Raw genomic sequence first — 23908 nt, forward strand, 5'->3', positions numbered from 1 at the left:
GTACAGAAGCCCAGCTTTCAGCCAAAGGAAAAGCTGGGTAGTTCAGACCACATTTTCTGGAGCAAGAGTACACGGATACCTCGGATCGCCAGTCTCTATCTGAAGCGTAGCGTGTTCAATGCCAAAATGGTCGTGAAGCTCTTGAAAAACCTGTACTAAAAAAGCATCGCCTGGATGTCCGGCAGGCATAATTAAGTGAGCAGTGAGTGCAGTCTCGGTAGTACTCATTGCCCAGATGTGCAAATCATGAACACCAGCCACACCAGGACGCTCGGTCAGATAAGTCTGGACAGCCTTTGGCTCAATTCCCTCTGGCACAGCATCTAATGCTAGATTCACAGAGTCTTTCAACAGTTGCCAGGTTCCAACTACGACGACGACAACGATAATTAAACTCACAACTGGGTCAAACCATAACCAGCCAGTGAAAACAATGGCGATGCCAGCTAATACAACCCCCAACGAAACTCCGGCATCAGCCGCCATGTGCAGAAACGCTCCTCGAATATTTAAGTCCTTTTGACGACCGGACATAAACATCAAGGCAGTAACTGTGTTGATGATAATCCCTACTACAGCAACGCCGATGACTGTACTTCCCGATACTGAGCTAGGTTCGCTAAAGCGGCGAACTGCTTCCCAAGCGATCGCACCCATCGCTAAGAGAAGAACAAGTGCGTTGACGAGAGCCGCCAAAATTGAGGAACGACGCAATCCGTAGGTATGTCGTCGGGTTGGAGGTCGTCGGGTAAGGACACCTGCTCCCCAAGCTAGTAGCAATCCCAATACATCACTCAAATTGTGACCAGCATCGGCAACCAAAGCCAGCGAGTTTGCTCGGTAGCCATAGACTGCTTCAACAATCACAAATCCGATATTAAGGGCAGTACCAATTGCGAAAGCGCGGTTGTAGTTGCCCTGTCCGTGTTCGTGTCCCTGGTGCTTGTGGCTGTGGTCGTGTACCATTGCTTAATCCTTAACAGTCTTGGTTTTAAATAGCCGCATTCCATTTGCAGTAACTAATAAGGAAGTTCCTGTATCTGCTAAGACGGCTACAGCTAACCCAACAAATCCAAAGGTTCCCAACAACAGAAACAAACCTTTTGTTACTAAAGAAAAGACAACATTCTGTTGAATTACAGATACAGTACGACGGCTTAGTTCTACTGCATAAGCAAGTCGTCTGAGGTCGCTTCCCACGATCACTACATCTGCTGTCTCCAAAGCAATATCTATTCCACCAACCGCAAAACTGATATCCGCAGCAGCAAGCGCAGGAGCATCGTTAATACCATCCCCAACCATACCTACTACTCCTTTTTTACGCAGGACTTGAATTTCCTCAAGTTTATCTTCGGGTAGCAGTTCTGCTCGGTACTCTGTAATTCCAACTTGCTGGGCAATCTGTTTAGCAACAGCAGTGCGATCGCCTGTTAACATCACCAACTGCTTTAATCCAACCCGCTTCAACTGTCGCAGGGCTTCTGTAGCTTCTAAGCGGATACCATCGGAAAGTGCGATCGCTCCCAATAACCCTTCGTTCGTCCCTACCAACACCGGAATTTGACCGAGTTGCTCAATTTCAGCTAACAAAGATTCAGCTTCACCAGATAAGCGAATACCTTGGTCTAAAAACAACCGTTGATTGCCTATGAAGTACAACTGCTCCCTCAAGTTCGCCTGAATCCCTTTCCCAGGTAGTGCTGTAAATTTAATAGGTGCTTCTAACTCCATGCCTTGCTCATGAGCCTTGGCTACAATTGCCTTGGAGAGCGGATGCTCAGACTGTTGCTCAACTGAAGCTGCAATCTGTAACACCATGTTTGCACTTACCTTGCCAAGGTGATAAACCTTTTGTACAACGGGTAGCCCTTGCGTAATCGTACCAGTCTTATCAAAAGCAAAAGTAGTCAAACGTCCGGCGGTTTCCAGCGCATTACCCCCTTTGAACAAAACGCCTTTACGAGTTGCTGCACCAATGGCGCTGACAATTGAAACAGGAGTAGAAATTACTAAAGCACAGGGGCAAGCTATTACCAACATCACCAGCGACCGATAGAGCCAGACGTTAAAAGGTTGAGCAAAAGCCAAGGGCGGAATCAGGGCAATGGCGATCGCTGCTAAAATAACTATTGGGGTGTAAACCTCTGCAAACCGATCCACCCACTGCTGAGAAGGAGCGCGGCTTCCTTGGGCTGATTCTACCAAATGAATAATTTTAGAAACAGTTGTATCACTAACAGTGTGAGTTACTTTTACTTCTAAAAAGCCTGATTGATTCAATGTTCCGGCAAAGACAGTATCGCCTGGAGCTTTATCTTCTGGAATTGACTCTCCTGTGATTGGCGATTGATCAATGGCACTGCTGCCAAAAACGACTACACCATCCAACGCTACACGCCCTCCGGGTCGAAGCGTCAAAATTTCACCAACTTGAACGCTTTCAACGGGAACTGTAACTTCTTTATTCCCCCGCTTGACAGTAGCAGTAGGTGGAGTTAAATCCATGAGAGCGCTGATAGCATTGCGCGTGCGACCAAAGGTAAAAACTTGCAGTGTTGTACCCAAAGAGAATAAAAATAGGACTAGCGTCGCTTCAAACCAGTCCCCCAAAATCACTGCCCCAATAACTGAAATGGTCATCAGCAAATTCATATCGGCGCGGCGCAAGCGCAACTCAAACAAACCAGCCCGTGCGATCGGATAGCCAGCAATTACTATACCAATTCCATAAAAAGCCCTTGCTATCCAGATCGGTAGTACTAAATACTGAGTAAGTAAACCTAAAACTAAGCCTATACCTGCAAGTATGACACTCTGTCCCCGACGATTTTCAATCCAGAATCTCCAGCTTGTTAAGTCGGATTTTTGTTTTTGTTTGGACTTGTTTATTGGCTGAGAATGCTCGTGGTTATGGCTATGGTCATGGTCGTGATGATGCTCATGGTCATGACCACAAGCATCATTGTGATGATGGGAACTTACCTCAACACCCTCCTCAACCGTGTAACCTAAATCTTGAATTCGATCATAAATTGCTTTCTCATTCACCAATTGTGGGTCATAGGATATATGCAATCTTTCGCTGGCAAAGCTGACCGATGCTTCTTGTACGCCTATTATCTTCTGCACCCCAACCTCAATGGTTTTGGCACAACTGCCACAATCCATCCCGCCAATTTGTAGCTGTAGCGTTTTCATAGGAGCTACATCTACGTTATGGTCATGATTTTGGTGGTCATGGTCGTGTTCACCGCCACAGGAATGAGTATGTTGATGGGATTGCGCCTCATAACTCTGCTCAACTGTATAACCCAAACCCTTAATTTGGTCATAAATACTCTTTTCACTCAATACTTCTGGATCATAAGAAACCCTAGCTTTACCAGTTGTAAAGTTTACCGTTGCTTCTGTCACACCATGTAACTGTTGCAAAGCGACTTCAATTATCTTGGCGCAACTTCCGCAGTCCATACCGCCAACTTGCAAAGTTTGGGTTTTGAGGTCAGGAGTTTGAGTCATAGCAGCTTTAGAATCAAGGCGAAAAGTTAACTGCCAATATTATAATATAACAATTGAACAACTATTCAACTGTACAATGGTTATCATTTTAGGTATTATTGAGATTGATAACCATTGCTAAGTAAAACTTGCTATGAATAAGCACAAAAAAAAGCAGGACTTAGACTTAATTCAAAGTTCTGACACCCCTACCTGTGATACTCATCTGGTGCATCTAGATAATGTACGCTCATCTCAGGCGCAAATTTTACCGACAGATAAAGCACAACAAATGGCAGAAATTTTTGGGGTGTTAGCAGATACAAACCGCATACGCCTCTTATCAGCTTTGGCTTCTAGTGAATTGTGTGTTTGCGATCTAGCTGCATTAACCAAAATGAGTGAATCAGCAGTTTGCCATCAGCTGCGGTTATTGAAAGCTATGCGTTTAGTCAGCTATCGTCGAGAAGGTCGGAATGTTTATTATAGTTTGGCTGACAGTCACGTCATTAACTTATATCGCTCTTTAGTGGAAAATTTAAATTAATAAAATATTGAAGTTTTGACTTATTGGTTTATCGATTTTGCTGTTAGTTTAAAATCATTTAAATAATATAATTTTAGACTAATCTTAAATTCTGAAACTGGTATTTTTTAAAGAGATTTTATGAAATAAAGTGAGTGCAAAGCACGCGCTATACGAACACGAAAAAAGATGAAATTTTTATTTAATTCTGCTTTTTATCTCATTTTCAAGACTAATAGCTGAAGTTTGATAGCTATAGCCTTCTTATTTATAAAATTGTAGTCTACTTAATTTTTACTTTAACTTTTAATAATTAAAATACATAAATAATAAATTTTATATTTATGCTGTGAGAATGCATACAGCAATCCCAAAGCGTATATGTATTATATACGTTTGAGGTACTTTGTAGTTCTGGAAAAATGTAAAATTCCAAACATGAAATCGCCTAAATATCATAGTTACTCCTAATAACAATCGCCACTAAAAATTTCACCCAAATTTCATATCGATATGAAACACTGGAAAAAGACTACTATTCAAATTCCTTAAACTACTCACAAAAGCGATGTAACTAGCTAAAGAAAGCGGTAGTCCAAATTTGCACATTAAATGCCAACATCCAAAGGCGATTCTGCTTTCTCACTAACTTAGGACACAACAAGCGATGGGAATCTCTAATTTGTTTCAATGTTCTGCTCCACTGCGTTATGTTTCGTTGACAATGTTGAGTTTGTTACTACTAAATACTCCTACTACTGTTTTGGCTGGTGGTGGACACGATCATAGCGGTGCAAGTTCATTTCAGGGTGGGGGAAGCGAAGCAACTGGTTCTGTTGAAGTTGACGCAGAAACCGCAAAACTGCTAGGAGTTAAGGTCGAACCAGTGCAACGTCAACGATTAGCTGTCGGCATTAAAACCACTGGACAGATTGAAACCTTACCTAGCCAGAAAGTTGAAGTCACCACTCCAATTCAAGGGGTAAAAGTAGTTGAACTGTTGGTAGAACCAGGCGCATTAGTAAAGAAAGGTCAATCGGTCGCCGTTGTAACCAGTCCAGATTTAGTGACATTGCGCGTGGAATCTCAGGACAAATTAGCACAAGGTCAGGCTGATTTACAGCAAGCTCAAGCTGACTTGAGGCTAGCCCAGCAGAATTACGATCGCTATCAGCAAATAGCCGCAGCAGAAATCGCCCAAGCCCAAAGCCAAGTAGCATTTGCTCAAGAAAAGTATGAGAAAGATCAAGTGTTAGCCACTGAAGGTGCTTTGGCACGTCGCAACGCTCTTGAATCTCAAACCCAACTAGCAGAAGCCAAAGCTAAACTAACCACAGCCAACAGCCGCCGCGATGTCATTGCGGCTGAAAATCAACTCAAACGCGTTCAAGCAGCAGTTAGCCTAGCAAAGTCCAATATTAATCGCAGCAGTGCTATTTATGAAACTCGGCTGCTACAACTAGGAAACCGCGCTAATACTAAGGGACTAATAACAGTAACAGCTCCGATTTCTGGCAAGGTTGTTGATAGGGAAGTTACTATCGGTCAATCATTTCAGGACGCGGGTGGCAAGTTAATGACGATTGTGAATGACAGTCGGGTTTTTGCCACAGCGAATATCTATGAAAAAGATTTAGATAAAGTGAGGACAGGTCAACAGGTAAGGATGAAGGTTGCTAGTGTGCCTAATCAAACTTTTACAGGAAGGATTACACGGATTGGCTCAGTAGTGGAAGGAGAAACGAGAGTAGTACCAGTACAAGCCGAACTCAATAACGCTAGAGGGCAGCTCAAACCCGGAATGTTTGCCGAACTTGAAGTTGTAACAGATCAGACATCTACAGCTACTTTGGCGATTCCCCAGTTTGCTGTAGTGGATGCAAATAATAAGAAATTGGTCTATGTCCAAAACGGCAATGCCTTCCAATCTGTTGAAGTTGAGTTAGGACAAACCTCTGGAGATTTAATTGAGATTAAAAGTGGTTTATTCGAGGGAGATTCAGTAGTTACCCAGCGTGCGCCACAACTTTATGCACAGTCGTTACGGGGCGATAAGAAACCCAAAGAAGACGACCAATCGCAAGAAGGAGATTCGCACTCAGAGGAAACTGAGGCTAAAGCTAACAGCCTCCCTCTACCTTTATGGTTGCTCTTAGCAGGGGGAGGAACAGCCATTGCTACCGTGGCTTTTATGGGAGGTAGCTTCTGGTCTGGTCGTCGCACGCGATCGCCTTTAATAGCAGTAGGAAATTCAGGCTACGAGTATGAAACTGAGGTTTATACCGACAACCATAAGCAACCTATATTGTCTCAACCAGCCAAGCTGATTGAGAATGAAGAACGTGAAAATCCTCATTCCCCAAACTAAATACAGTTTTGCTTAATTTCGTAGCGAAAAACTCGAACAAACTTTACGCTTCTGGGCGCTCAACTCTGTGTACCTCTGCGTTTCAATTTAAACCCTCAATTGGCCAAGATTTTACGAAATTTTGTACTAAGGGATTTTAGATTGACAATTTTATACGGGGTTTAGGGCTAAAAATCCTATGTAAGTCAAAATATGCTTAATTCTATTGTTAAATGGTCGATCGCTCAACGCTGGCTAGTGGTTATTGCTTCCATCCTCATATCTGTTTGGGGCTTTCTCGTCCTGACGCAAATGCCACTGGATGTATTTCCTAACTTTGCTCCACCGCAAGTGGAAATTATGACCGAAGCCCCAGGACTTGCACCAGAGGAAGTAGAGTCCCTAGTTACTCGACCGATAGAAAGTGTAATTAACGGCACTCCTGGACTAGAAACATTGCGTTCTGCCTCAGCTGTCGGTCTTTCGTCTGTGAGAGCGACTTTTAGCTTGGATACAGAAATTTATCGCGCCCGCCAATTGGTAACGGAACGGTTGCAACAAGCACGCAGTCAACTACCGCAAGGTGTGGAAAACCCAGAGGTTCTGCCTGTTAGTTCACCCTTGGGATGGACTGTCAAATATGCCTTTACTTCTGAAACCACTCCGATGATGGAGGTCTGGCGGATTGTCAACTGGCAAGTGAAAAACCGCCTGCTTGCTGTCCCTGGCGTAAGTAATGTCGTCATATTTGGTGGGGATGAGCGTCAGTATCAAGTGTTGGTAAACCCAGATAAATTGAAAGCGTTTAATGTTTCCCTTGATGATGTCACCAAAGCAGCACAAGCATCCAACGCTAATGCACCAGGGGGATTTTTAATTACTCCTGACCAAGAAACATTGGTGCGAGGGGTAGGGCGGATTGAATCTATCGAACAACTTAAGAAATCAGTAATTAAAGCCAAAAATGGCACCCCTATACTGTTGGAACAAGTGGCGGATGTACAAATCGGTGCAGCACTCAAACGCGGCGATGGCAGTTTTGCGGGTAAAAAAGCGGTAATTTTGACAGTCAACAAACAGCCAACAGCAGATACGCCAAAAGTAACGAAGGCGGCTGAAAAAGCAATGGAGGAAATTCAAGCAGGTCTGCCCAAAGATGTCAAAATTACAACTACTTTCCGTCAGGAAGATTTTATCGAAGCCTCGCTTAAGAATGTTGAAGAAGCTTTGCGTGATGGCACGATCATCGTTTGTGTCATCTTGATTTTATTTTTGATGAACTGGCGCACGGTGATTATTAGTTTGAGCGCAATTCCTGTGTCTTTGTTGTTAGGAATGATGATCCTGAATTGGACAGGACAAGGCATCAATACAATGACTTTGGGCGGATTGGTTGTGGCGATTGGTTCGGTGGTGGATGACGCAATTGTCGATATGGAGAATGTCTACCGCCGTTTGCGAGAAAACCAGATAGCAGGCAATCCTGTACCACCACTGCAAGTTGTTTTTAATGGCTCAGTGGAGGTGCGGGTAAGCGTACTGTTCTCGACAATCATTATTGCAGTCGTCTTTGCACCAATTTTTGCTCTTTCCGGTGTAGAAGGTCGGATTTTTACACCGATGGCTGTAGCTTATTTGCTGTCAATTGGCGCTTCTACCTTAGTAGCACTGACATTGACTCCAGCACTGTGCGCCCTTTTGCTAGTAAATCGGCGTTTACCAAGTACAGAAACTTGGGTTGAACGATTTTCCCATCGTTTGTATCGTCCACTTTTGAAATTTTCTATTCGTCGCCCCAAGATTATTTTGACAGGTGCGATCGCTGCCTTTGTGGCTTCAACGATGATTCTACTCTCGTTAGGGCAAGTTTTTTTACCAGAATTCCAAGACCGCTCTTTAGTAATCGCCGCAGTTTTAATGCCTGGTCAATCTCTGGATGCGACTAATCAAGTAGGGTTAGCGATCGAAGAAGCCCTGAAAAAAAATCCTGGGGTTGAAACGGCTCAATTGCGCTCTGGACGGGCTGTGGGGGATACTGAGGTGGCTGGTGTAAACGGAGCGGAAATAGATGTCCAACTCAGCGAGGAGGGGGCAAAAGACCGAGAAGAAACAATTGAAACGATTCGTAAAGAGTTTGAAAAAATTCCCGGAGTCGTTCCCAATATCGGCGGGTTCATTTCGCACCGGATGGATGAGGTACTCTCAGGTGTACGAAGTGCGATCGCTGTGAAAATTTTTGGCCCCGATTTAGAACAACTCCGCACCCTTGGTCAACAAGTACAATCAGCTATGGGCAGTGTTTCGGGTCTAGTAGATTTGCAACTAGAACCGCAAGTACCAATTAAACAGGTACAAATTCAATTCGACCGCAATGCAGCAGCCCGCTATGGTATAACTATTGGCGAATTGTCAGAGATAGTAGAAACTGCACTCAATGGGCGAGTCGTTTCCCAAGTATTGGAGCAACAACAAACCTTTGATATGGTGGTTTGGTTGCAAGAAAAATACCGTAACAATATTGAAATTATCGGTAATTTGCTCGTTGATACACCCAATGGACAGAAAATTCCTTTAGCTCAAGTCGCAAAAATTGACTACGGTACAGGCCCCAATACTATTAACCGCGAGAATGTCTCCCGTTATATTGTTATCTCCAGCAATGTAGCTGGACGCGATTTAGGTTCTGTGATTAAAGATATCCGAGACAAAGTTAAGCAAGAGGTACAATTACCTCCCGGATATTACATTGAATACGGCGGTCAATTTGAAGCACAAGAAGGAGCGACAAAAACTTTACTTTCGGCTGGTGGATTAGCTTTTGTTGCGATCGCAGTTTTGATTTACTTTGCTGTCAAGTCGATTCCTGCCACCATCATGATCTTGATAAACTTGCCCTTAGCCTTAGTGGGTGGAGTCATTTCCATAGCCTTGACTGGTGGTATTCTCTCTGTAGCTTCAATGGTAGGATTTATTACCTTATTCGGCGTTGCTACACGTAATGGACTATTACTGGTTGAGAACTACAATTCTAGGATGGCAGAAGGACAGCCTCTGCGGCAGGCTTTGATGGAAGGGTCGGTAGAAAGGCTGGCTGCTATCTTAATGACGGCATTGTCATCAGCTTTGGGTATGGCACCCTTGGTAATTGGTAGTGGAGCTGGAAAAGAAATCCTCCAGCCATTAGCTGTTGTAGTGTTAGGTGGATTGTTTACCTCAACCGCTTTAACCTTGTTAGTGCTTCCGGCTTTGTATATACAGTTTGGTAGATTTGTGGTGCCAAGAAAGGCTGAACCAATTATTCAGCCAGAAATTGCACGAGAAGCCAGAGCCTAATAATACAGCTTGGCGGAATTTGCAATGGGCTACGCCTCACTACGCTAACGGAATTAGGAATTCCTAATTCTTAAAGGTTTCATTGATTTGAAATAGGTGGTTTACTTACAACGTGCTGTATTAGTTTTTAATTTACAAAACATCAAGGAGTTTGAATTAATGAAATTTCTGAAAACCAGTTTAGTAATTGTTAGCAGTGTAGGATTAATTTTTTTGGGTGCTTGTAATGGTGGGAATCAAGCTGCTAACTCGGAAAGTGCTACCAAAACAGCAACTACAAAAACAGCTGCCAAAACTGAACCCGTTGCTAAAACTGGGGAAGCGCATAATGAAAACGACGGTCATGCTCATGATGAAAAAGGCGATCAATCTAATAATGGAGAGCATAAGGGTCAAGTTATAGAGTCGGGCAAATATCATTTAGAGTTCAAACCAGATATAGAAAAAGATTCTACTCATTTAGATATAAGCGTACACGGCGAGCAGGACAAAGCAATTACTGATGCCAAGCTCACGGCTCAAGTTCAGCTACCAGATGGCAGTAACAAAACCCTACAAGTTCCTTATAATACCGAGGAAAAGCAATATTCAGCAAAACTGCTTGCGGCTGCAACGGGAGAGTATAAAGTTGTTATTCAAACTGATGTGAAAGGTGAAAAATTTAATGGTCGCTTTACCTTTAAGCGATAATCCGAGCAATTCAATAATTAGCGATAATAGCGATACCAGTATAGGAAAAGCAATATGACAATATGGAAAGAATTAACAATTTATGTTAGCGAGTTAGATTGTTGGGAACATCAACCCCTTCATCAAGTTCTGCTCGGAATCGCTCGCAAACAAGGATTAACAGGGGTAACGGTAGTGCGGGCAATTTCTGGATATGGTAAACATGGGGTTTTTCGGACTCTAAATAAGCTAGATCCGTCTACTGAGTCCTCTGCACTACCACTTCTTGTTACAGTTATTGATAGTGAAACTGCAATAACCGAATTTTTTTCCTTGGTCAAAGATATGCTTAAAGATAAGTTTGTCACTTGTCAAAGCATAGAAGTTCTTTCGCCATTGGTAACGCTTTAAGGATAGCATTAATGTCTCATAATCACAGTCACGGACACAGCCACGAACCGACTAATTACAACCGTGCCTTCATTATTAGCGTTGCTCTCAACACTGGATTTGTTGTCATTGAAGTAGTTTATGGGTTAGCTGCCAATTCCCTTGCCCTACTTGCCGATGCTGGTCACAATTTGAGTGATGTTCTAGGTTTGTTACTTGCCTGGGGAGCAAGCTTCCTCGGTCGTCGCCAACCAACACCACGCCGCACTTACGGGTTACGTCGCTCCTCTATTTTGGCAGCTCTATTAAACGCTATCCTCGTACTTGTAGCTTCTGGCGCAGTTGCCTGGGAAGCCATACAGCGTTTTGCTCAAGCTAGTCCAGTATCAGGTAGTACAATTATCGGCGTGGCTGCGGTAGGTATTGCCATCAATATGGGAAGTGCCTTAATGTTCTTATCTGGTCGTGAAAGAGACTTGAATATTAGAGGAGCCTTTATCCATTTAGTTGCTGACGCGGCGGTGTCTTTGGGTGCAGTCCTGGCTGGTATTGCAATTGTTACCACTGGTTGGCTATGGTTTGACCCAGTTGTAAGTTTGATGATCGTTGTCGTGATTATTGTGAGTACTTGGCAATTGTTCCAAGAATCTTTGAACTTAGTCACAGATGCAGTACCAGCAGGTATTGAACCACTTGCAGTCCGTACATTCTTAGCTGAACTTCCCGGTGTATCTAGTGTTCATGACTTGCACATTTGGGCAATGAGTACCACAGAAACAGCTCTCACTGCTCACTTAATTATGCCTACTAGAAATCCTAATGATGCTTTTTTAGTTCAGGTAAATCAACAACTTCACGACCATTTTGGTATCGAACACACTACAATTCAGATAGAAACAGGCGATCCAAGTTTTCCATGTCCTCTTGCTCAAGAAAACGTGGTTTAAATCAATTGAGTTGAGTATATGGATAGAGAATTTGGTGGCGATCGCATTTAGAGCAATTACTGTGACCGAATACCTAATCATCTTAGCTTTGTGAGAATAAATCCCCAAACTAATAGTTATTTAAGTAAATTTGCTGACTTTAATATATACCAAAATCACTAAACTTAGAAAAAAATCTATAAAATACTGATTTTTCATCTTAATTTCATCCTATTTTTGTAAAGTAGAATTTAGAGATTTAAAGTTTAAATCTTATAGCTCTTTAAAACACCACAGTTGTCTCACTAAATTATGGGTGCAACTAAAATTTAGATGCTTATAAATTAAGATGAAATCAAAGTCATCATCTCAAAAGATGAGCTTTATTCCTCGCTCTATCCTGCGGACGATAGGAAAATTTCAACAGACGTTAGATCCAAATGCTGAAGCAAAGGTTATTGAAGAGTTTCGCGCTTCTCGACTTCAAACAATTTCCTCTGTCCGTTTTTTGTTAATTTTGATTATAGTTCCATTACTTATAAATCAGCTTTCTCGAAACTTTGTAATCACTCCCCTCGTTGAGAAGTTCTGGAATTCACAAGAGTTAAATATTTTCTTAAATTCTTCTCAAGAAGAAAAAGCTTTAGTTGAACTTAAAAAATTCGAGCAACGTGTTTATTTTAAAGCTCGATTAGGTAAAATCACCACATTCTCTGACGAGGTTGTTCAAAATCAGCTTAAGAAAAAAGCTATTGCTTTAGTAGAAGAAAATAAAATTGAAAGTATTAATGCAGTAACAAATGTCTTGACAGATATACTTACAGCTATCACATTAATAATCTTAATCTTAACAGGTAAGCAGCAGCTATCCATTCTTATGTCTTTTGCTGGCGATATAACTTATAGTCTAAGCGACTCTGCTAAGGCTTTTTTAATTATTCTATCTACAGATATATTTGTCGGTTTTCACTCTCCTTATGGTTGGCAAATAATTATAGAAAGTACTTTCAAGCATTATGGTTTACCAGAAAACAAAAGCCTTACTTCTTTATTTATTGCTACTGTTCCAGTAATCATGGATACAGTTTTCAAATATTGGATATTTCGCTACCTCAATCGCAGTTCTCCTTCAGCCGTGGCTACTTACCGTAACATGAATGAATAATTTTTATTAAAGATATTTTCACATCAACAAACAATACTAAACTTATGCCGATTTGTAACATGACAACAACAACGTCAAATATTAAATTTAGCACAGATATAGTTCGTAATTATCTGCAAGATATTGTTCGTGTACCATTGTTAACTCATGAGGAAGAAATTGTATATAGCAAACAGGTACAGCAGATGATTACGTTACACAAAAAAAATGAAACTTTGAAGAAATACCTCAATCACGAACCATCTCAAAAACAATTAGCTCAATATGTACAACTTAGTGAAATGGAAGTGAAGGAAATTTTTCAGAAAGGTACACAGGCAAAGCAAAAGATGATAGCAGCAAATCTTCGTTTAGTGGTTTCTATTGCCAAAAAATATCAAGGACGAAATTTGGAGTTTATGGATTTAATTCAGGAAGGTTCACTAGGTTTAGAGCGTGGTGTAGAGAAATTTGACCCCACTCGTGGCTATAAGTTTTCTACCTATGCTTATTGGTGGATTAGCCAGGGAATGACACGAGCAATATCTCAGCAATCACGAACTATTAGACTGCCAATTCATCTTACTGAAAAGTTGAACAAACTAAAAAAAGTGCAAAGGGAATTATCTCAAAAACTAAAGCGCAGTCCTAGTATGTCTGAAATTGCAGAAAAGATGAAATTAAATCCTGCTCAAATCCGCGAACTGCTGATGATATCTCGTCAACCTGTTTCATTAGATAAACAAGTGGGCGATAACGAAGATACAGAATTGCAAGAACTTTTAACAGAAGTTCCAGAAGCCTCGCCTGAAATCCAAGTAACTCAAAATTTAATGCGTCAAGATATCTATCTCTCACTGAAAGAATTAACTCCACAGCAGCAACAAGTCCTAATTTTGCATTATGGCTTGGAAGATAATTGCGAACTCACCTTGACGCAGGTAGCTCAACATCTCAACATTAGTGAAAGCAGAGTTCGTTACTTAGAAAAACAAGCACTGAGTTACCTCCGTCGTTGCCAAACAAATCTACGAGAGTATATTTTAACTTAAATGTATGACAAAACATCAGTATGAACATCTTGCTTCTTCAACTGTTTGTCAACATCGTTAGAAGCTGAAACAAAGTTAGAGAGAGTTTTGAGACTATAAAAAAGTATACATTTCCGAAAGGATTATAGCTTCATCAAAGGTCACTTATTTGTTTTTTTTAAGAAATCTCTATAACTAGCTAAAATTTCACCCAAATTTCATCTCACTTTGTCAAGCTATTAAGAGGTAACATCTTTCACTGAAGATAATTCTGATGATTGATGAATTTAGTAAAGTGATTATAAGAGCGCAATGAATAGAACACTGACATACACTGCTATTTTTGCCTTGACTATGGCAGTTTTAGTTCCAGCTACTTATGCAAATCCTACACCACAATCTAGTAACTTTCCTCATGTTATTAGCTTGGTGGAATTTCCCCAGGGTATTCGCCACTGGAGAATTCTCAGACATACTTTAAAAATAGCAGTTCCCGAAAACAGCAAGGCTATTTCTCAGCTAATTATCGAAGCTCCAGCTAACCTTGTTCTCAGAGAAAATATTGATGTGTCCGAGGAATCCGGTAAAAAAATCGCTGCAAAAGTTTCTATTCAAGGCAAAAAAGCTACGCTAGAGTTTGCCGAATCAGTCGCTCCTGGAACTACTATCATTGTAGAAATGAATAATGTTAAAAAAACAGCAGTGACTACTGGTAATAAGTTCTACAAAATATCTACCATTTTCGCTGGTACGAATGCAGAGTTACCAATTGGTGTCGCTCAATTGCGTGTAATTTAATGAACAAATTACTAAAATACATCTGCTGATTATGAAAGTTTTGCTTGTTGAAGATGAGCCAGATTTGGGTGCATCGATTCAGCGAAAGTTGAGTAAAGAAAGATATATTGTTGACTGGGTTTTGGATGGAAATGAAGCCTGGACTTATCTAGAACATGATTGGACTCAATATACACTGGCAATTTTTGATTGGTTGTTACCGGGAATGTCAGGTTTGGAACTGTGCAAGCGATTACGAGGTCGGGGTAATGCTTTGCCCGTGCTGATGCTAACTGCTAAAGATAGCATGGCAGATAAGGTAGCTGGACTAGATGCAGGGGCTGATGATTATTTGATCAAGCCGTTTGGTATGGCAGAACTACTGGCACGGTTGCGTGCCTTGCAACGGCGAGCTTCTTTTGGAGGCACATCGCTTACGTCTCAGTTCCAGCCTTTACAATTGCAAGTTGGTGGTCTTATCTTAGACTGCGGTAATTGTACAGTTTCTCGACAGTACCCGAATGGTGAAAATAAGGTAATTTATTTAACAAAAAAAGAATTCCAATTATTAGAATACTTGATGAAACGTCCTAATACAGTTATTACCCGCGACCAAATTTTAAATCATCTGTACGCCTTTAGTGCAGAACGCGTTAGTAATGTAGTAGCAGCTCAAATCCGACTTTTGCGACGCAAATTATCGGAATATGGTTGTGATGGGCTAATCGAAACTGTCCCTAGTATGGGCTATCGTTTCAATCCTGGCAATGCAGATTCGACTATTTCGTAAGACTCGCTGGCAATTGGCTACCTGGTATGCGGTAGCTATGGCTTTGATTCTATCCTTATGCGGTTTTGTGGTTTACAAGGTAATCATTGATGCTTATGTGGCTTCTATCAACCGGGAACTGGAATCGGTAGCAGGTACACTACATGATGTAATTGAACCAACTTTGAAACAACCTGGTATTACAGAGCTAGTTTTCCAGCAGGTTTTACCAAATATTTGTTTAGCTGAGTCCAGTTGTCCTACCCAAAATATCCTGAGTCACAGTCAAAGCACCCATAATGAACACGGCATTTTTAGTACTGTATACAAAGAGAAGCAATATTACATCCGTTTTGTCGATGGTTCAGGACGGTTAATTGCAGTGGCAGGTTTCCAACCTGATGAATTGCCACCGACTGTGCAAACCCAAGTGTGGCAAACAGTTAAAGACTTGCAAGGTAATCGTTACAGTCAAAAGTCTCTACTGCTGCACACTCAAGATAATCAAGATTGGGGCTATATTCAGGTAGGGCGCAATCTCAATGACCTTGATAGTCGTCTCGCTGCTTTGAAATTAATTTTGGCGGTGGGATTGCCAATTACGGTATTGTTAGTTGGCGGTTCTAGTTGGTGGCTGGCAGGGTTAGCAATGCAGCCAATTGACTCTTCGTATAAACAAATGCAACAGTTTACGTCTGATGCCTCTCATGAGTTGCGTACTCCTCTTGCAGCGATTAATGCAACGGTAGAAACTTTATTTGATATGGATTATCTGCCGGAGGAAGTGCAAGATATTTTGATATCTATTCAACGTCAGAATCATCGATTAGCTGAACTAGTTCAGGATATGCTGTTACTGTCTCGATTGGAACAGCAAATGTTAGCGACACAACAAATACATTGCTGTCTGAATATTTTGATTAATGACCTGATAGAAGAATTTTCAGCGTTAGCGGCTGCGGCTTCTTTGCAGCTAACATCTTTGGTGTTATGCCAAGAGCTTTTATACGTGATGGGAGATGAAGATCAACTGTTGCGTGTGCTTTCTAATCTAATTGCGAATGCTATTCAATACACCCCTGCTGGCGGTTATGTAACTGTTATCCTCAAACGCAGCAACGGTCATGCTGTAATTGAAGTTCAAGATACAGGTATTGGTATTGCATCGCACGAGCAAAAGCGGATTTTTGACCGTTTTTATCGAGTGAATAGCGATCGCTCGCGTCGTACTGGTGGATCTGGATTGGGATTAGCGATCGCTCAAGCAATTGTTCAGGCTCATGGAGGTAGTATACAGTTGCAAAGCCAACTTGGTAAGGGTAGCACTTTCATCGTTCACTTACCCTTGACAGACGAAGCGATCGCTCGCGTCGTACTGGTGGATCTGGATTTGGGTTAGCGATCGCGTAAGCAACTGAGAATTGAATACTCTCCTAGAGGATATAGTAGAATGAACTCCTCTTTTCTATGCTCTGGGTGCATACATGATAATTAACACACTCAGTAGCGCCAAACAAGCTCCTAGCATATCGTAGTGATCTGGAGCTACCCCATCTACTTTCCAACCCCAAAGCATTGCCAGCACAATAAATACCCCTCCATAGGCAGCATACACTCTACCAAAGTTAGCAGGCTGGAGAGTAGCAAGCATACCGTATAAAGCTAACCCAATACCTCCGGCAATTCCCCACCAGAAAGGCTTTCCATCCTTTAACCATTGCCAGATAAGATAGCCACCGCCTATCTCAAACAAGCCAGCCCATATGAAGTTAAGTAAGGACTTTAGTATTTCTTTCACTCAAGAATATCCTAGCTATTATAAAGATTCTTTACGAACTTCAAATCTTATTAGATTTGTGTTCTAGCAAAAGTATAAAAAAACACGGTAGTTATAAGTGGTAAGACAAGATTTTTACTTTTGAAATCTTGAGGAGATTAATATTCATGCCAGATTTTTTTAAATAATGAGAAAAATATGAAAAAATAAATCATGAAAAGAATATGAGAATATTTTATAGCAAAGTAAATGACTCCTCCAGAAAACAGACCTAGCTTACCAGAGGTTCACCGTAGTATTAGAGTCCCCAACAGCAACAGCTTTTGGCGCAAGATGCTGGCTTATGCAGGGCCAGGGTATTTGGTTTCAGTTGGATACATAGACCCTGGAAACTGGGCAACAGATATCGCTGGGGGGTCAAAGTTTGGTTATACTCTGTTGACAGTGATCCTGCTGTCGAACCTGATGGCGATATTACTGCAATCGCTATGTGTGCGTTTGGGAGTTGCTACGGGGCGAGATTTGGCACAGGCTTGTCGGGACTATTACGGTCGAAGGGTAAGCTTTTGTTTGTGGATACTGTGTGAGATTGCGATCGCCGCTTGTGACTTAGCTGAACTACTGGGAAGTGCGATCGCCCTGCAACTTTTATTCGGTATTCCCTTGCTATGGGGTGTGTGCATCACTGCGCTGGATGTCTTGGTATTGCTATTCCTGCAAAGTAAAGGCTTTCGCTATACAGAAGCCCTGGTAATAATGTTGGTAACAACTGTAGGCTTTTGTTTCACAGCAGAAATTCTGTTCTCTCGACCTGATATGGGGGGGATTTTATTGGGATATCTGCCCAAACCAGAGATTTTAAGTAACCCAGAAATGCTCTACATTGCTATTGGCATTTTAGGGGCAACAGTGATGCCTCACAACTTATATTTACACTCATCTATTGTGCAAACCCGTGATTGGCAACCTACTACTGAAAAAAGATGGGAAGCAATTAAGTTTGGCACAATTGATTCAACTTTTGCTCTATCGTTGGCACTGTTTATCAACTCAGCGATTTTAATTGTGTCTGCCGCCACATTTCATTTTTCTGGTAATCAGAATGTGGCAGAAATTCAAGATGCTTACAAATTGCTTTCACCATTGTTAGGTGTTAGTGCTGCTAGTGCCATCTTTGGGATTGCCTTACTTGCTTCCGGTCAAAGTTCAACACTGACTGCAACTCTGGCTGGGCAGATTGTCATGGAAGGCTTTTTAAAATTTCGCCTTCCATCCTGGTTACGGCGTTTAGTTACCCGTCTGCTTGCCATCATTCCAGCGTTGATTACAATTATTATCTTTGGGGAAAATAGCACAAGCCGCCTCATAGTTCTAAGTCAAGTTATCCTTAGCTTACAGTTACCGTTTGCAGTGATTCCTTTGGTGATGTTTACAAGTAACCGTCGCTTAATGGGTGAGTTTGTAAATCCCTTATGGCTCAAATCTTTATCCTGGGGAGTTGCTATTGTCATCGTCATGCTCAATGTTTGGTTGCTATTACAAAGTATTTTGGGTTAGGCACTTGCTCTGAAAAAAGATACCAGCTGTCCCACCCAGATCCGCGACATACAACAAGCAATTAAGAACACGAGTGGTATAGGAATGAAAGCGGTCTCTCCTTAGCTGGGTTTGAAGCTTTAAACCGCTTAGGATGGATCTAGTCGAGAACAATCCCGTGCGTCTGTCTTGATATGTTTTACACGGAGAAAATCAAGCTATGAACTACATTTACTCTTCTGTTGCCATCCTGGGAATAATAACTAGCGTACTGAGTGGAATACCTGTTGCTGTCCTAGCTGCACAGTCACCACCAACGCGCATCCAACAGATGAATTATCAGGAATACTATAACCAGGGTGTGCAAAAGCTTGAGCAAGGCAACTTCAACGGCGCGATAGAAGATTTTAGTCGGGTAGTACAGTTAAATCCCAAATACTACGAAGGTTTTTGCTTAAGAGGTTTGGCAAAGTCTCAATTAGGAGATTTTAAAGCAGCCGTTATTGACTTCGATCAAGCACTGCGATTAAATCCCAATCATACAGATGCTTACAACAGCCGGGGGACTGCTCATGCGGAACTAGGAAGCATTCAAGCTGCGATTACCGATTTTAACCAGGTACTAAGAATTGATCCCAAGTCTGTAGATGCTTACTATAATAGGGGCTTTTTGAATTATAGACAGGGAAATCACAAGCTGGCGATTCCTTCGGAGAGCTTCGCTAACGCAGATTTTAACCAAGCACTACAAATCAACCCCAACTTAGCTGATGCCTACGGCAACCGAGGACTTGCTCTTTATGCTTTAGGCGATCGCAAAAATGCCATTAATGATTTAGAGCAAGCTGCAAGTCTATTTCAACGACAAGGAGATACTCTTCGGTATAAGCAAACACAAGCTCTTATTCAGCAGATTCAGAAGTAAGCAATATTAAGGCTCAAAGTTGTAAAAATCATTTTTAATAAGTTGATTTTCAGGTTAGGCAAGCAAAGCTTACCCTTAAATTTAGCTTAACTGGACGGATAAAAACAAAAACTTTCTGTTAACGGGCATTATCAAATTAGCGGTTATAAAAATTCACTTGCTCTTTGATAATGAATCGAATAACCTAGATGTTCAGTTATCTCCAAGAAGCTTATGAACAAAAAACTCATACTTAATTTGCTTGCTACTTCCTCAATTTTTACATCATTGATGTCTACGCTAGGGATAATCAATCCTGCCCATGCTAGTGTTAATCTTACCCAGCGATTACTACATACTAATGACGGTCGTACCTGTATCAGTAATCCCCACGGTTTCAAGAATTTTGTCTGTATTCGAGATTCTGAGAGAGATCCAAAAGCTCCCCTTGCACCCAAATCAACGGTAATCTCAGCGCAGCCATCTGATAGCACAATTGCAGAACTAAATTTTACGGATGAGGAAAGTGAGGCTGCAATTAGATTATTTAAGTGCGACTGTCCATTTTGCATCAATTCTTTGCGACAGTTACATGGTACTGGCAACTTGGTTTACTAAGCTTTATAAGTAATGAATTAACTTGTAGTCACAGTAGTATCCACAGCTAGCCGACCATCTTCCATGCGAACAATACGGTCAGCTATATCTAAAATGCGATTGTCATGTGTCACTACCAAAATAGGGCATCCTTGCTCTTGTGCTAGTTGCTGCATCAGTTCTACTACGTCTCGTCCTGATTTACTATCTAAAGCAGCAGTTGGTTCGTCGGCTAAAATCAGCTTGGGATGACTCACAAGGGCGCGGGCGATCGCTACTTTTTGTTTTTGCCCGCCAGAGAGATTTTCTGGGTAGTAGTTCACCCGATGTTCTAACCCTACTGTTTTAAGCATGGCTTCCGCTCTAGGGCGGAGTTCTTCTGGTGGAATGTCTGGGTGCAGTTCCAAGGATGTTTGCACATTTTGCCAAGCTGTTAAAAATTTAAGCAAATTATGAGATTGGAAGATATAGCCAATATTGCGCCTAATTTCAAAGAGTTGGTCTTTGTTTGCTCCATACAGCTCAAAACCTAGCACTTTAAGGCTTCCCTCTTGTACAGACCGCAAACCACCAATTAAAGTCAGTAAAGTTGTTTTTCCTGACCCAGATGGCCCCATCATGATGACAATTTCTCCAGGATATATTTCCAAGTTAATATCAAATAAAACCTGCTTCTTTAATTCATTTTGTCCAAAATAGTGATTGAGATTATAGACTTTTACAACAGCTTGTTGATACATAGTTTTAATAAATATTTTTGATTTTTTAGTTGGGATTTAGAGTTATCAAGGCTAAAAAATATCAGCAGGATCGGCAGCTTGCAATTTCCGAACTGCAATTGCACCAGAAATAAAGCACATAACAATTGTCAATATTAAAACCATCAAACTTCGTACAATATCCATTGCCATCGGTAAACTGGTGGCTTGTTTGGTTAAATCGTATAGACCTAGTGTGATTGCAAATCCGGGTATATAACCTAAAACTCCCAGAATCAGAGCTTCTTGAAACACCATTAATAACAGGTAGGTATCCTTATATCCCATTGCTTTTAGCGTTGCATATTCAGCCAAGTGGTCGGAGACATTGGTATAAAGAACTTGATAAACAATCACACTTCCGACAATAAATCCCATAATGGTTCCTAGTGTAAAAACAAAACCGATAGCTGTATTTTTTTGCCAGTAGGTTTTCTCAAATTCCACAAATTTATCGTGAGTTAGCACCTGGATATCTTGTGGTAAATTAGTTTTGATTGCCTGAGTAATTCTCTCAATATTTGTATTAGGCTTAAGTTTGATTAAACCAACATTAATTTCTCCAGCTTCACGGGTTTTGAAAATACGCAAAAAATTAACTTCACTGGTAATTAACAGTGCATCAGAACCAAAAGACGAACCAACTGTAAACAAGCCTACGACTTTAATTTTTCTACCACTGATTTCAGGGGTGATGACTTTACCTTGAGCAACTTCTGCAATGAACGGCTGAAATTCAGGTCGAGAAACCCGGTCGAGGATGGCAACATCGTCAAGTTTTAGCTTATCCAGGTTTTGATTTATTTCTGTAATGTGTAGAGTTGTCTTAGTTGGGTCAATTCCCAAAACTAAGATGGCGCGATCGCGCTGACTTTCCGGACTTTTCCAGGTTCCTAAACCTACATACACTGAATTAATAGACTCTACGCCATCAAAACCTAGAGCCTGATACAAACGCCGTCTGGAGAAATTGTTCATACTCATCAACGCACGGGAACGAGGATTAATTAGCACCACATCTGCGTTGAGACTTTGATGCACGCGGGTTGCACTTTCAAACAACGCCGCCTGAAATCCTAGCTGCATGAACATGAGAATAACCGCAAAGGCAATCCCTGCCAAAGCAACTAGGAGTCTAGCTCTTTCCCTGGAGAGTTGCAACCAAGCTAGAAATAATTTGCGGTTCATGGCTCAATCTCCACAGTTACTTGCAGGTTGGTTAAGCCAGTAACTCGCTGACTAGAAGCAGAGTCCAGACCAATTTTTACTTCGACGACTCTGACATCTGTGGCGGCTGCGGGATCGGTACTAAGAACGTCTTTTTTACCTACTTCCCAGCCAATTTGGTCTACCGTACCTTGTAATTTTGCTGGAAACGCATCACTGGTAATCGTGGCACGTTGTCCAAGACGAACTTTACTAATGTCAGTTTCATACACCTCCGCTACTGCATACATTTGGTCGGTTTGACCAAGTTTGAGAATTCCTTCTCCTTGGTTGCTGACCACTTCCCCAGGACGGGCATGAATTTTCAAAATTCGACCGTCTCTTGGCGATCGCACGTATGATAGTTCCAAGTCTGCTTTTGCTTGTCCAACAGCAGCAATCGCCTTATCCACTTCTGCTTGCACCGCTTGCACATCAGTGGGACGGACTTCTGCAATCCGATTGAGGTTAGCTTTGGCTTCGTTTAGTTGTGCTTGCACTGATTCCTGAATCCGCTTGAGCGTTACCCTACCTTCATCCAGTTTTTTCTGGGCAGTCTCGACAGCTAAACGCTTGCTGTCAAGCGTGGATGCTGAAACTGCACCCTCTTGATAAAGTTGCTGGTAGCGTTTATACTCTGTTTCAGCATTACGTAGCTCAGCTTCCATTCGTTCTACCGTTGCTGACTGAGCTTTCACATTACCCTGTAACTCAGCTTCCATTCGCACAATTGTTGCCTTTTGAGCATTAATTTCTCCGGCTTTGGCTCCGGCTTTTACCTGTGCCAAACGAGCTTGAGCAACTTTGACTTGTTCGGTCGCTTCTTTCAAAGCAGCCAAACGGCGATCGCGTGTATCAAGGATGGCAAGGATTTGCCCAACCCGAACTTTGTCCCCCTCTTTGACCAGAATTCGGAGAATCCGAGTTCCTTCTAGAGAACCAGTTGTAGCTGCGTGAACGGCTTCTCCCTTGGGTTCTAAACGTCCCAGGGCTGTTACCTTCCTAGCTATTGCAACAGTTGGCGAGGGAGTTGGTGCAGAGGTGGAAGGCAGTCGGCGATACCGTGAAATTATGTAGATTGTGGTAGAAATAGTAGCAATTCCAACAGCAATTGCTAACAGAAGCACCCATCGTTTAGAGCGTTTGATTTGCGGTGTTTTTGACGGTACATCCATAACTAAAATCTCCAACAAAGTTGATTTTAAGTAACCAGCACTCCTGCTATTTCTATCGTTCCTCTCGATAGCCCAGTAGATGACGGCGAGCTAAATAAAGCACCAACGGCGGCAAAGTTATCCACTGAAATACAGCTAGCCAACTCATGCCAAGAATAGTTACAGCTAACACCGGAACACCATAGGTCTTGGTAATGTTAACTCGGTAAGTTTCTATGACTAAGGTAATGAACCAGCCTATGCAAGTAAAACTTAAAGTTAACTGCCAGCCAGGGTTCAGTATCCAGTAACGGGAACGAGCCAAAGCGCTTACAATCCAACCGCTTATCAGGGTAATCACACCATCACCGAAAGTACAATGAGTCAGGTCTTTGATTTTGTCTGCTAAAGAAGGCGCTCCATAAAATTCGTAGTACGGAGCTTGCCAAACTTCATAAACAAAATTGAGAAGAAAAGCAAACAGAAATAAATTTGTTTCTGGTGCAGCCAAAATACGAATCACCCATTTAGAGAAAGACTTGCTTATCATAATTACTGCTTCA

The 23908-nt window shown here is 41.7% G+C and carries 21 protein-coding genes; 14 read left to right on the plus strand and 7 right to left on the minus strand.

Annotated features, from left to right (window positions below):
* Positions 1 to 42 precede the first annotated feature (42 nt).
* The gene (locus VF06_RS09540) at positions 43 to 966 is read right to left on the minus strand and encodes a cation diffusion facilitator family transporter (RefSeq protein WP_099066898.1); all 924 of its coding nucleotides are present in this window, start codon (positions 964 to 966) and stop codon (positions 43 to 45) included.
* A 3-nt stretch (positions 967 to 969) separates the two neighbouring features.
* Positions 970 to 3522 (minus strand): heavy metal translocating P-type ATPase, encoded by a 2553-nt coding sequence (locus tag VF06_RS09545; protein ID WP_099066897.1) that lies wholly within the window; start codon positions 3520 to 3522, stop codon positions 970 to 972.
* 133 nt (positions 3523 to 3655) lie between these two features.
* On the opposite strand from VF06_RS09545, the gene VF06_RS09550 reads away from it, so the two are divergent.
* From VF06_RS09550 to rppB, 11 genes are all read left to right on the plus strand, one after another.
* Positions 3656 to 4048, plus strand: a complete 393-nt coding sequence (locus tag VF06_RS09550) for an ArsR/SmtB family transcription factor (protein ID WP_099066896.1) — start codon at positions 3656 to 3658, stop codon at positions 4046 to 4048.
* Between the two features lie 646 nt (positions 4049 to 4694).
* Entirely contained in the window at positions 4695 to 6395 is a 1701-nt protein-coding gene (locus tag VF06_RS09555; protein WP_099068792.1) for an efflux RND transporter periplasmic adaptor subunit, read from the plus strand.
* A gap of 192 nt (positions 6396 to 6587) precedes the next feature.
* A complete protein-coding gene (locus VF06_RS09560; RefSeq protein ID WP_099068793.1) occupies positions 6588 to 9707 on the plus strand; it encodes an efflux RND transporter permease subunit in 3120 nt (1039 codons plus the stop codon).
* A gap of 159 nt (positions 9708 to 9866) precedes the next feature.
* Positions 9867 to 10397 carry a hypothetical protein gene (locus VF06_RS09565; RefSeq protein WP_099068840.1) on the plus strand — a complete coding sequence of 177 codons (531 nt, stop codon included), beginning with the start codon at positions 9867 to 9869 and terminating at the stop codon, positions 10395 to 10397.
* A gap of 54 nt (positions 10398 to 10451) precedes the next feature.
* A complete protein-coding gene (locus VF06_RS09570; protein ID WP_099068794.1) occupies positions 10452 to 10787 on the plus strand; it encodes a DUF190 domain-containing protein in 336 nt (111 codons plus the stop codon).
* 11 nt (positions 10788 to 10798) lie between these two features.
* Positions 10799 to 11713, plus strand: a complete 915-nt coding sequence (locus VF06_RS09575; protein ID WP_099068795.1) for a cation diffusion facilitator family transporter — start codon at positions 10799 to 10801, stop codon at positions 11711 to 11713.
* Positions 11714 to 12041: 328 nt separating this feature from the next.
* Positions 12042 to 12857 carry a CemA family protein gene (locus tag VF06_RS09580; protein ID WP_244917955.1) on the plus strand — a complete coding sequence of 272 codons (816 nt, stop codon included), beginning with the start codon at positions 12042 to 12044 and terminating at the stop codon, positions 12855 to 12857.
* A 44-nt stretch (positions 12858 to 12901) separates the two neighbouring features.
* Positions 12902 to 13888, plus strand: coding sequence for an RpoD/SigA family RNA polymerase sigma factor (locus VF06_RS09585; protein ID WP_099068797.1), 987 nt, complete (start codon positions 12902 to 12904; stop codon positions 13886 to 13888).
* 291 nt (positions 13889 to 14179) lie between these two features.
* Positions 14180 to 14665: a DUF2808 domain-containing protein gene (locus VF06_RS09590; RefSeq protein WP_099068798.1), complete on the plus strand. Its 486-nt coding sequence runs from the start codon at positions 14180 to 14182 to the stop codon at positions 14663 to 14665.
* Positions 14666 to 14696: 31 nt separating this feature from the next.
* Positions 14697 to 15434: a two-component system response regulator RppA gene (gene rppA, locus VF06_RS09595; protein WP_099068799.1), complete on the plus strand. Its 738-nt coding sequence runs from the start codon at positions 14697 to 14699 to the stop codon at positions 15432 to 15434.
* Complete coding sequence (gene rppB, locus VF06_RS09600) at positions 15412 to 16812, plus strand: two-component system sensor histidine kinase RppB (protein WP_099068800.1); 1401 nt, start codon at positions 15412 to 15414, stop codon at positions 16810 to 16812. Before rppA ends, rppB begins: the two co-directional genes overlap by 23 nt.
* Positions 16813 to 16878: 66 nt before the next feature.
* Here the strand turns inward: rppB and VF06_RS09605 are convergent, their stop codons facing one another.
* The gene (locus tag VF06_RS09605; RefSeq protein WP_017656204.1) at positions 16879 to 17211 is read right to left on the minus strand and encodes a YnfA family protein; all 333 of its coding nucleotides are present in this window, start codon (positions 17209 to 17211) and stop codon (positions 16879 to 16881) included.
* 228 nt (positions 17212 to 17439) lie between these two features.
* Between VF06_RS09605 and VF06_RS09610 the strand changes: the two genes are divergently transcribed.
* The 3 genes from VF06_RS09610 to VF06_RS09620 all read left to right on the plus strand — a co-directional run bounded on the left by VF06_RS09610 (position 17440) and on the right by VF06_RS09620 (position 20248).
* Positions 17440 to 18747, plus strand: a complete 1308-nt coding sequence (locus VF06_RS09610; RefSeq protein WP_099068801.1) for an Nramp family divalent metal transporter — start codon at positions 17440 to 17442, stop codon at positions 18745 to 18747.
* Positions 18748 to 18946: 199 nt separating this feature from the next.
* Positions 18947 to 19651 (plus strand): tetratricopeptide repeat protein, encoded by a 705-nt coding sequence (locus VF06_RS09615; RefSeq protein ID WP_099068802.1) that lies wholly within the window; start codon positions 18947 to 18949, stop codon positions 19649 to 19651.
* 213 nt (positions 19652 to 19864) lie between these two features.
* Complete coding sequence (locus VF06_RS09620; RefSeq protein ID WP_099068803.1) at positions 19865 to 20248, plus strand: hypothetical protein; 384 nt, start codon at positions 19865 to 19867, stop codon at positions 20246 to 20248.
* A gap of 17 nt (positions 20249 to 20265) precedes the next feature.
* Here VF06_RS09620 and VF06_RS09625 read toward each other — a convergent pair whose 3' ends face one another.
* Genes VF06_RS09625 through VF06_RS09640 form a run of 4 tightly spaced genes read right to left on the minus strand, consistent with a single transcriptional unit; the run spans position 20266 to position 23895 of the window.
* The gene (locus VF06_RS09625) at positions 20266 to 20967 is read right to left on the minus strand and encodes a DevA family ABC transporter ATP-binding protein (protein WP_099068804.1); all 702 of its coding nucleotides are present in this window, start codon (positions 20965 to 20967) and stop codon (positions 20266 to 20268) included.
* Between the two features lie 51 nt (positions 20968 to 21018).
* On the minus strand, positions 21019 to 22173 hold the full coding sequence (gene devC, locus VF06_RS09630; RefSeq protein WP_099068805.1) for an ABC transporter permease DevC: 1155 nt from the start codon (positions 22171 to 22173) through the stop codon (positions 21019 to 21021).
* Positions 22170 to 23366 carry an ABC exporter membrane fusion protein gene (locus VF06_RS09635; RefSeq protein WP_099068806.1) on the minus strand — a complete coding sequence of 399 codons (1197 nt, stop codon included), beginning with the start codon at positions 23364 to 23366 and terminating at the stop codon, positions 22170 to 22172. Before VF06_RS09635 ends, devC begins: the two co-directional genes overlap by 4 nt.
* A gap of 52 nt (positions 23367 to 23418) precedes the next feature.
* The gene (locus VF06_RS09640) at positions 23419 to 23895 is read right to left on the minus strand and encodes a hypothetical protein (RefSeq protein ID WP_099068807.1); all 477 of its coding nucleotides are present in this window, start codon (positions 23893 to 23895) and stop codon (positions 23419 to 23421) included.
* Positions 23896 to 23908: the final 13 nt, after the last annotated feature.

This window comes from Nostoc linckia z4, assembly GCF_002608075.1.
GTDB lineage: Bacteria > Cyanobacteriota > Cyanobacteriia > Cyanobacteriales > Nostocaceae > Nostoc > Nostoc linckia.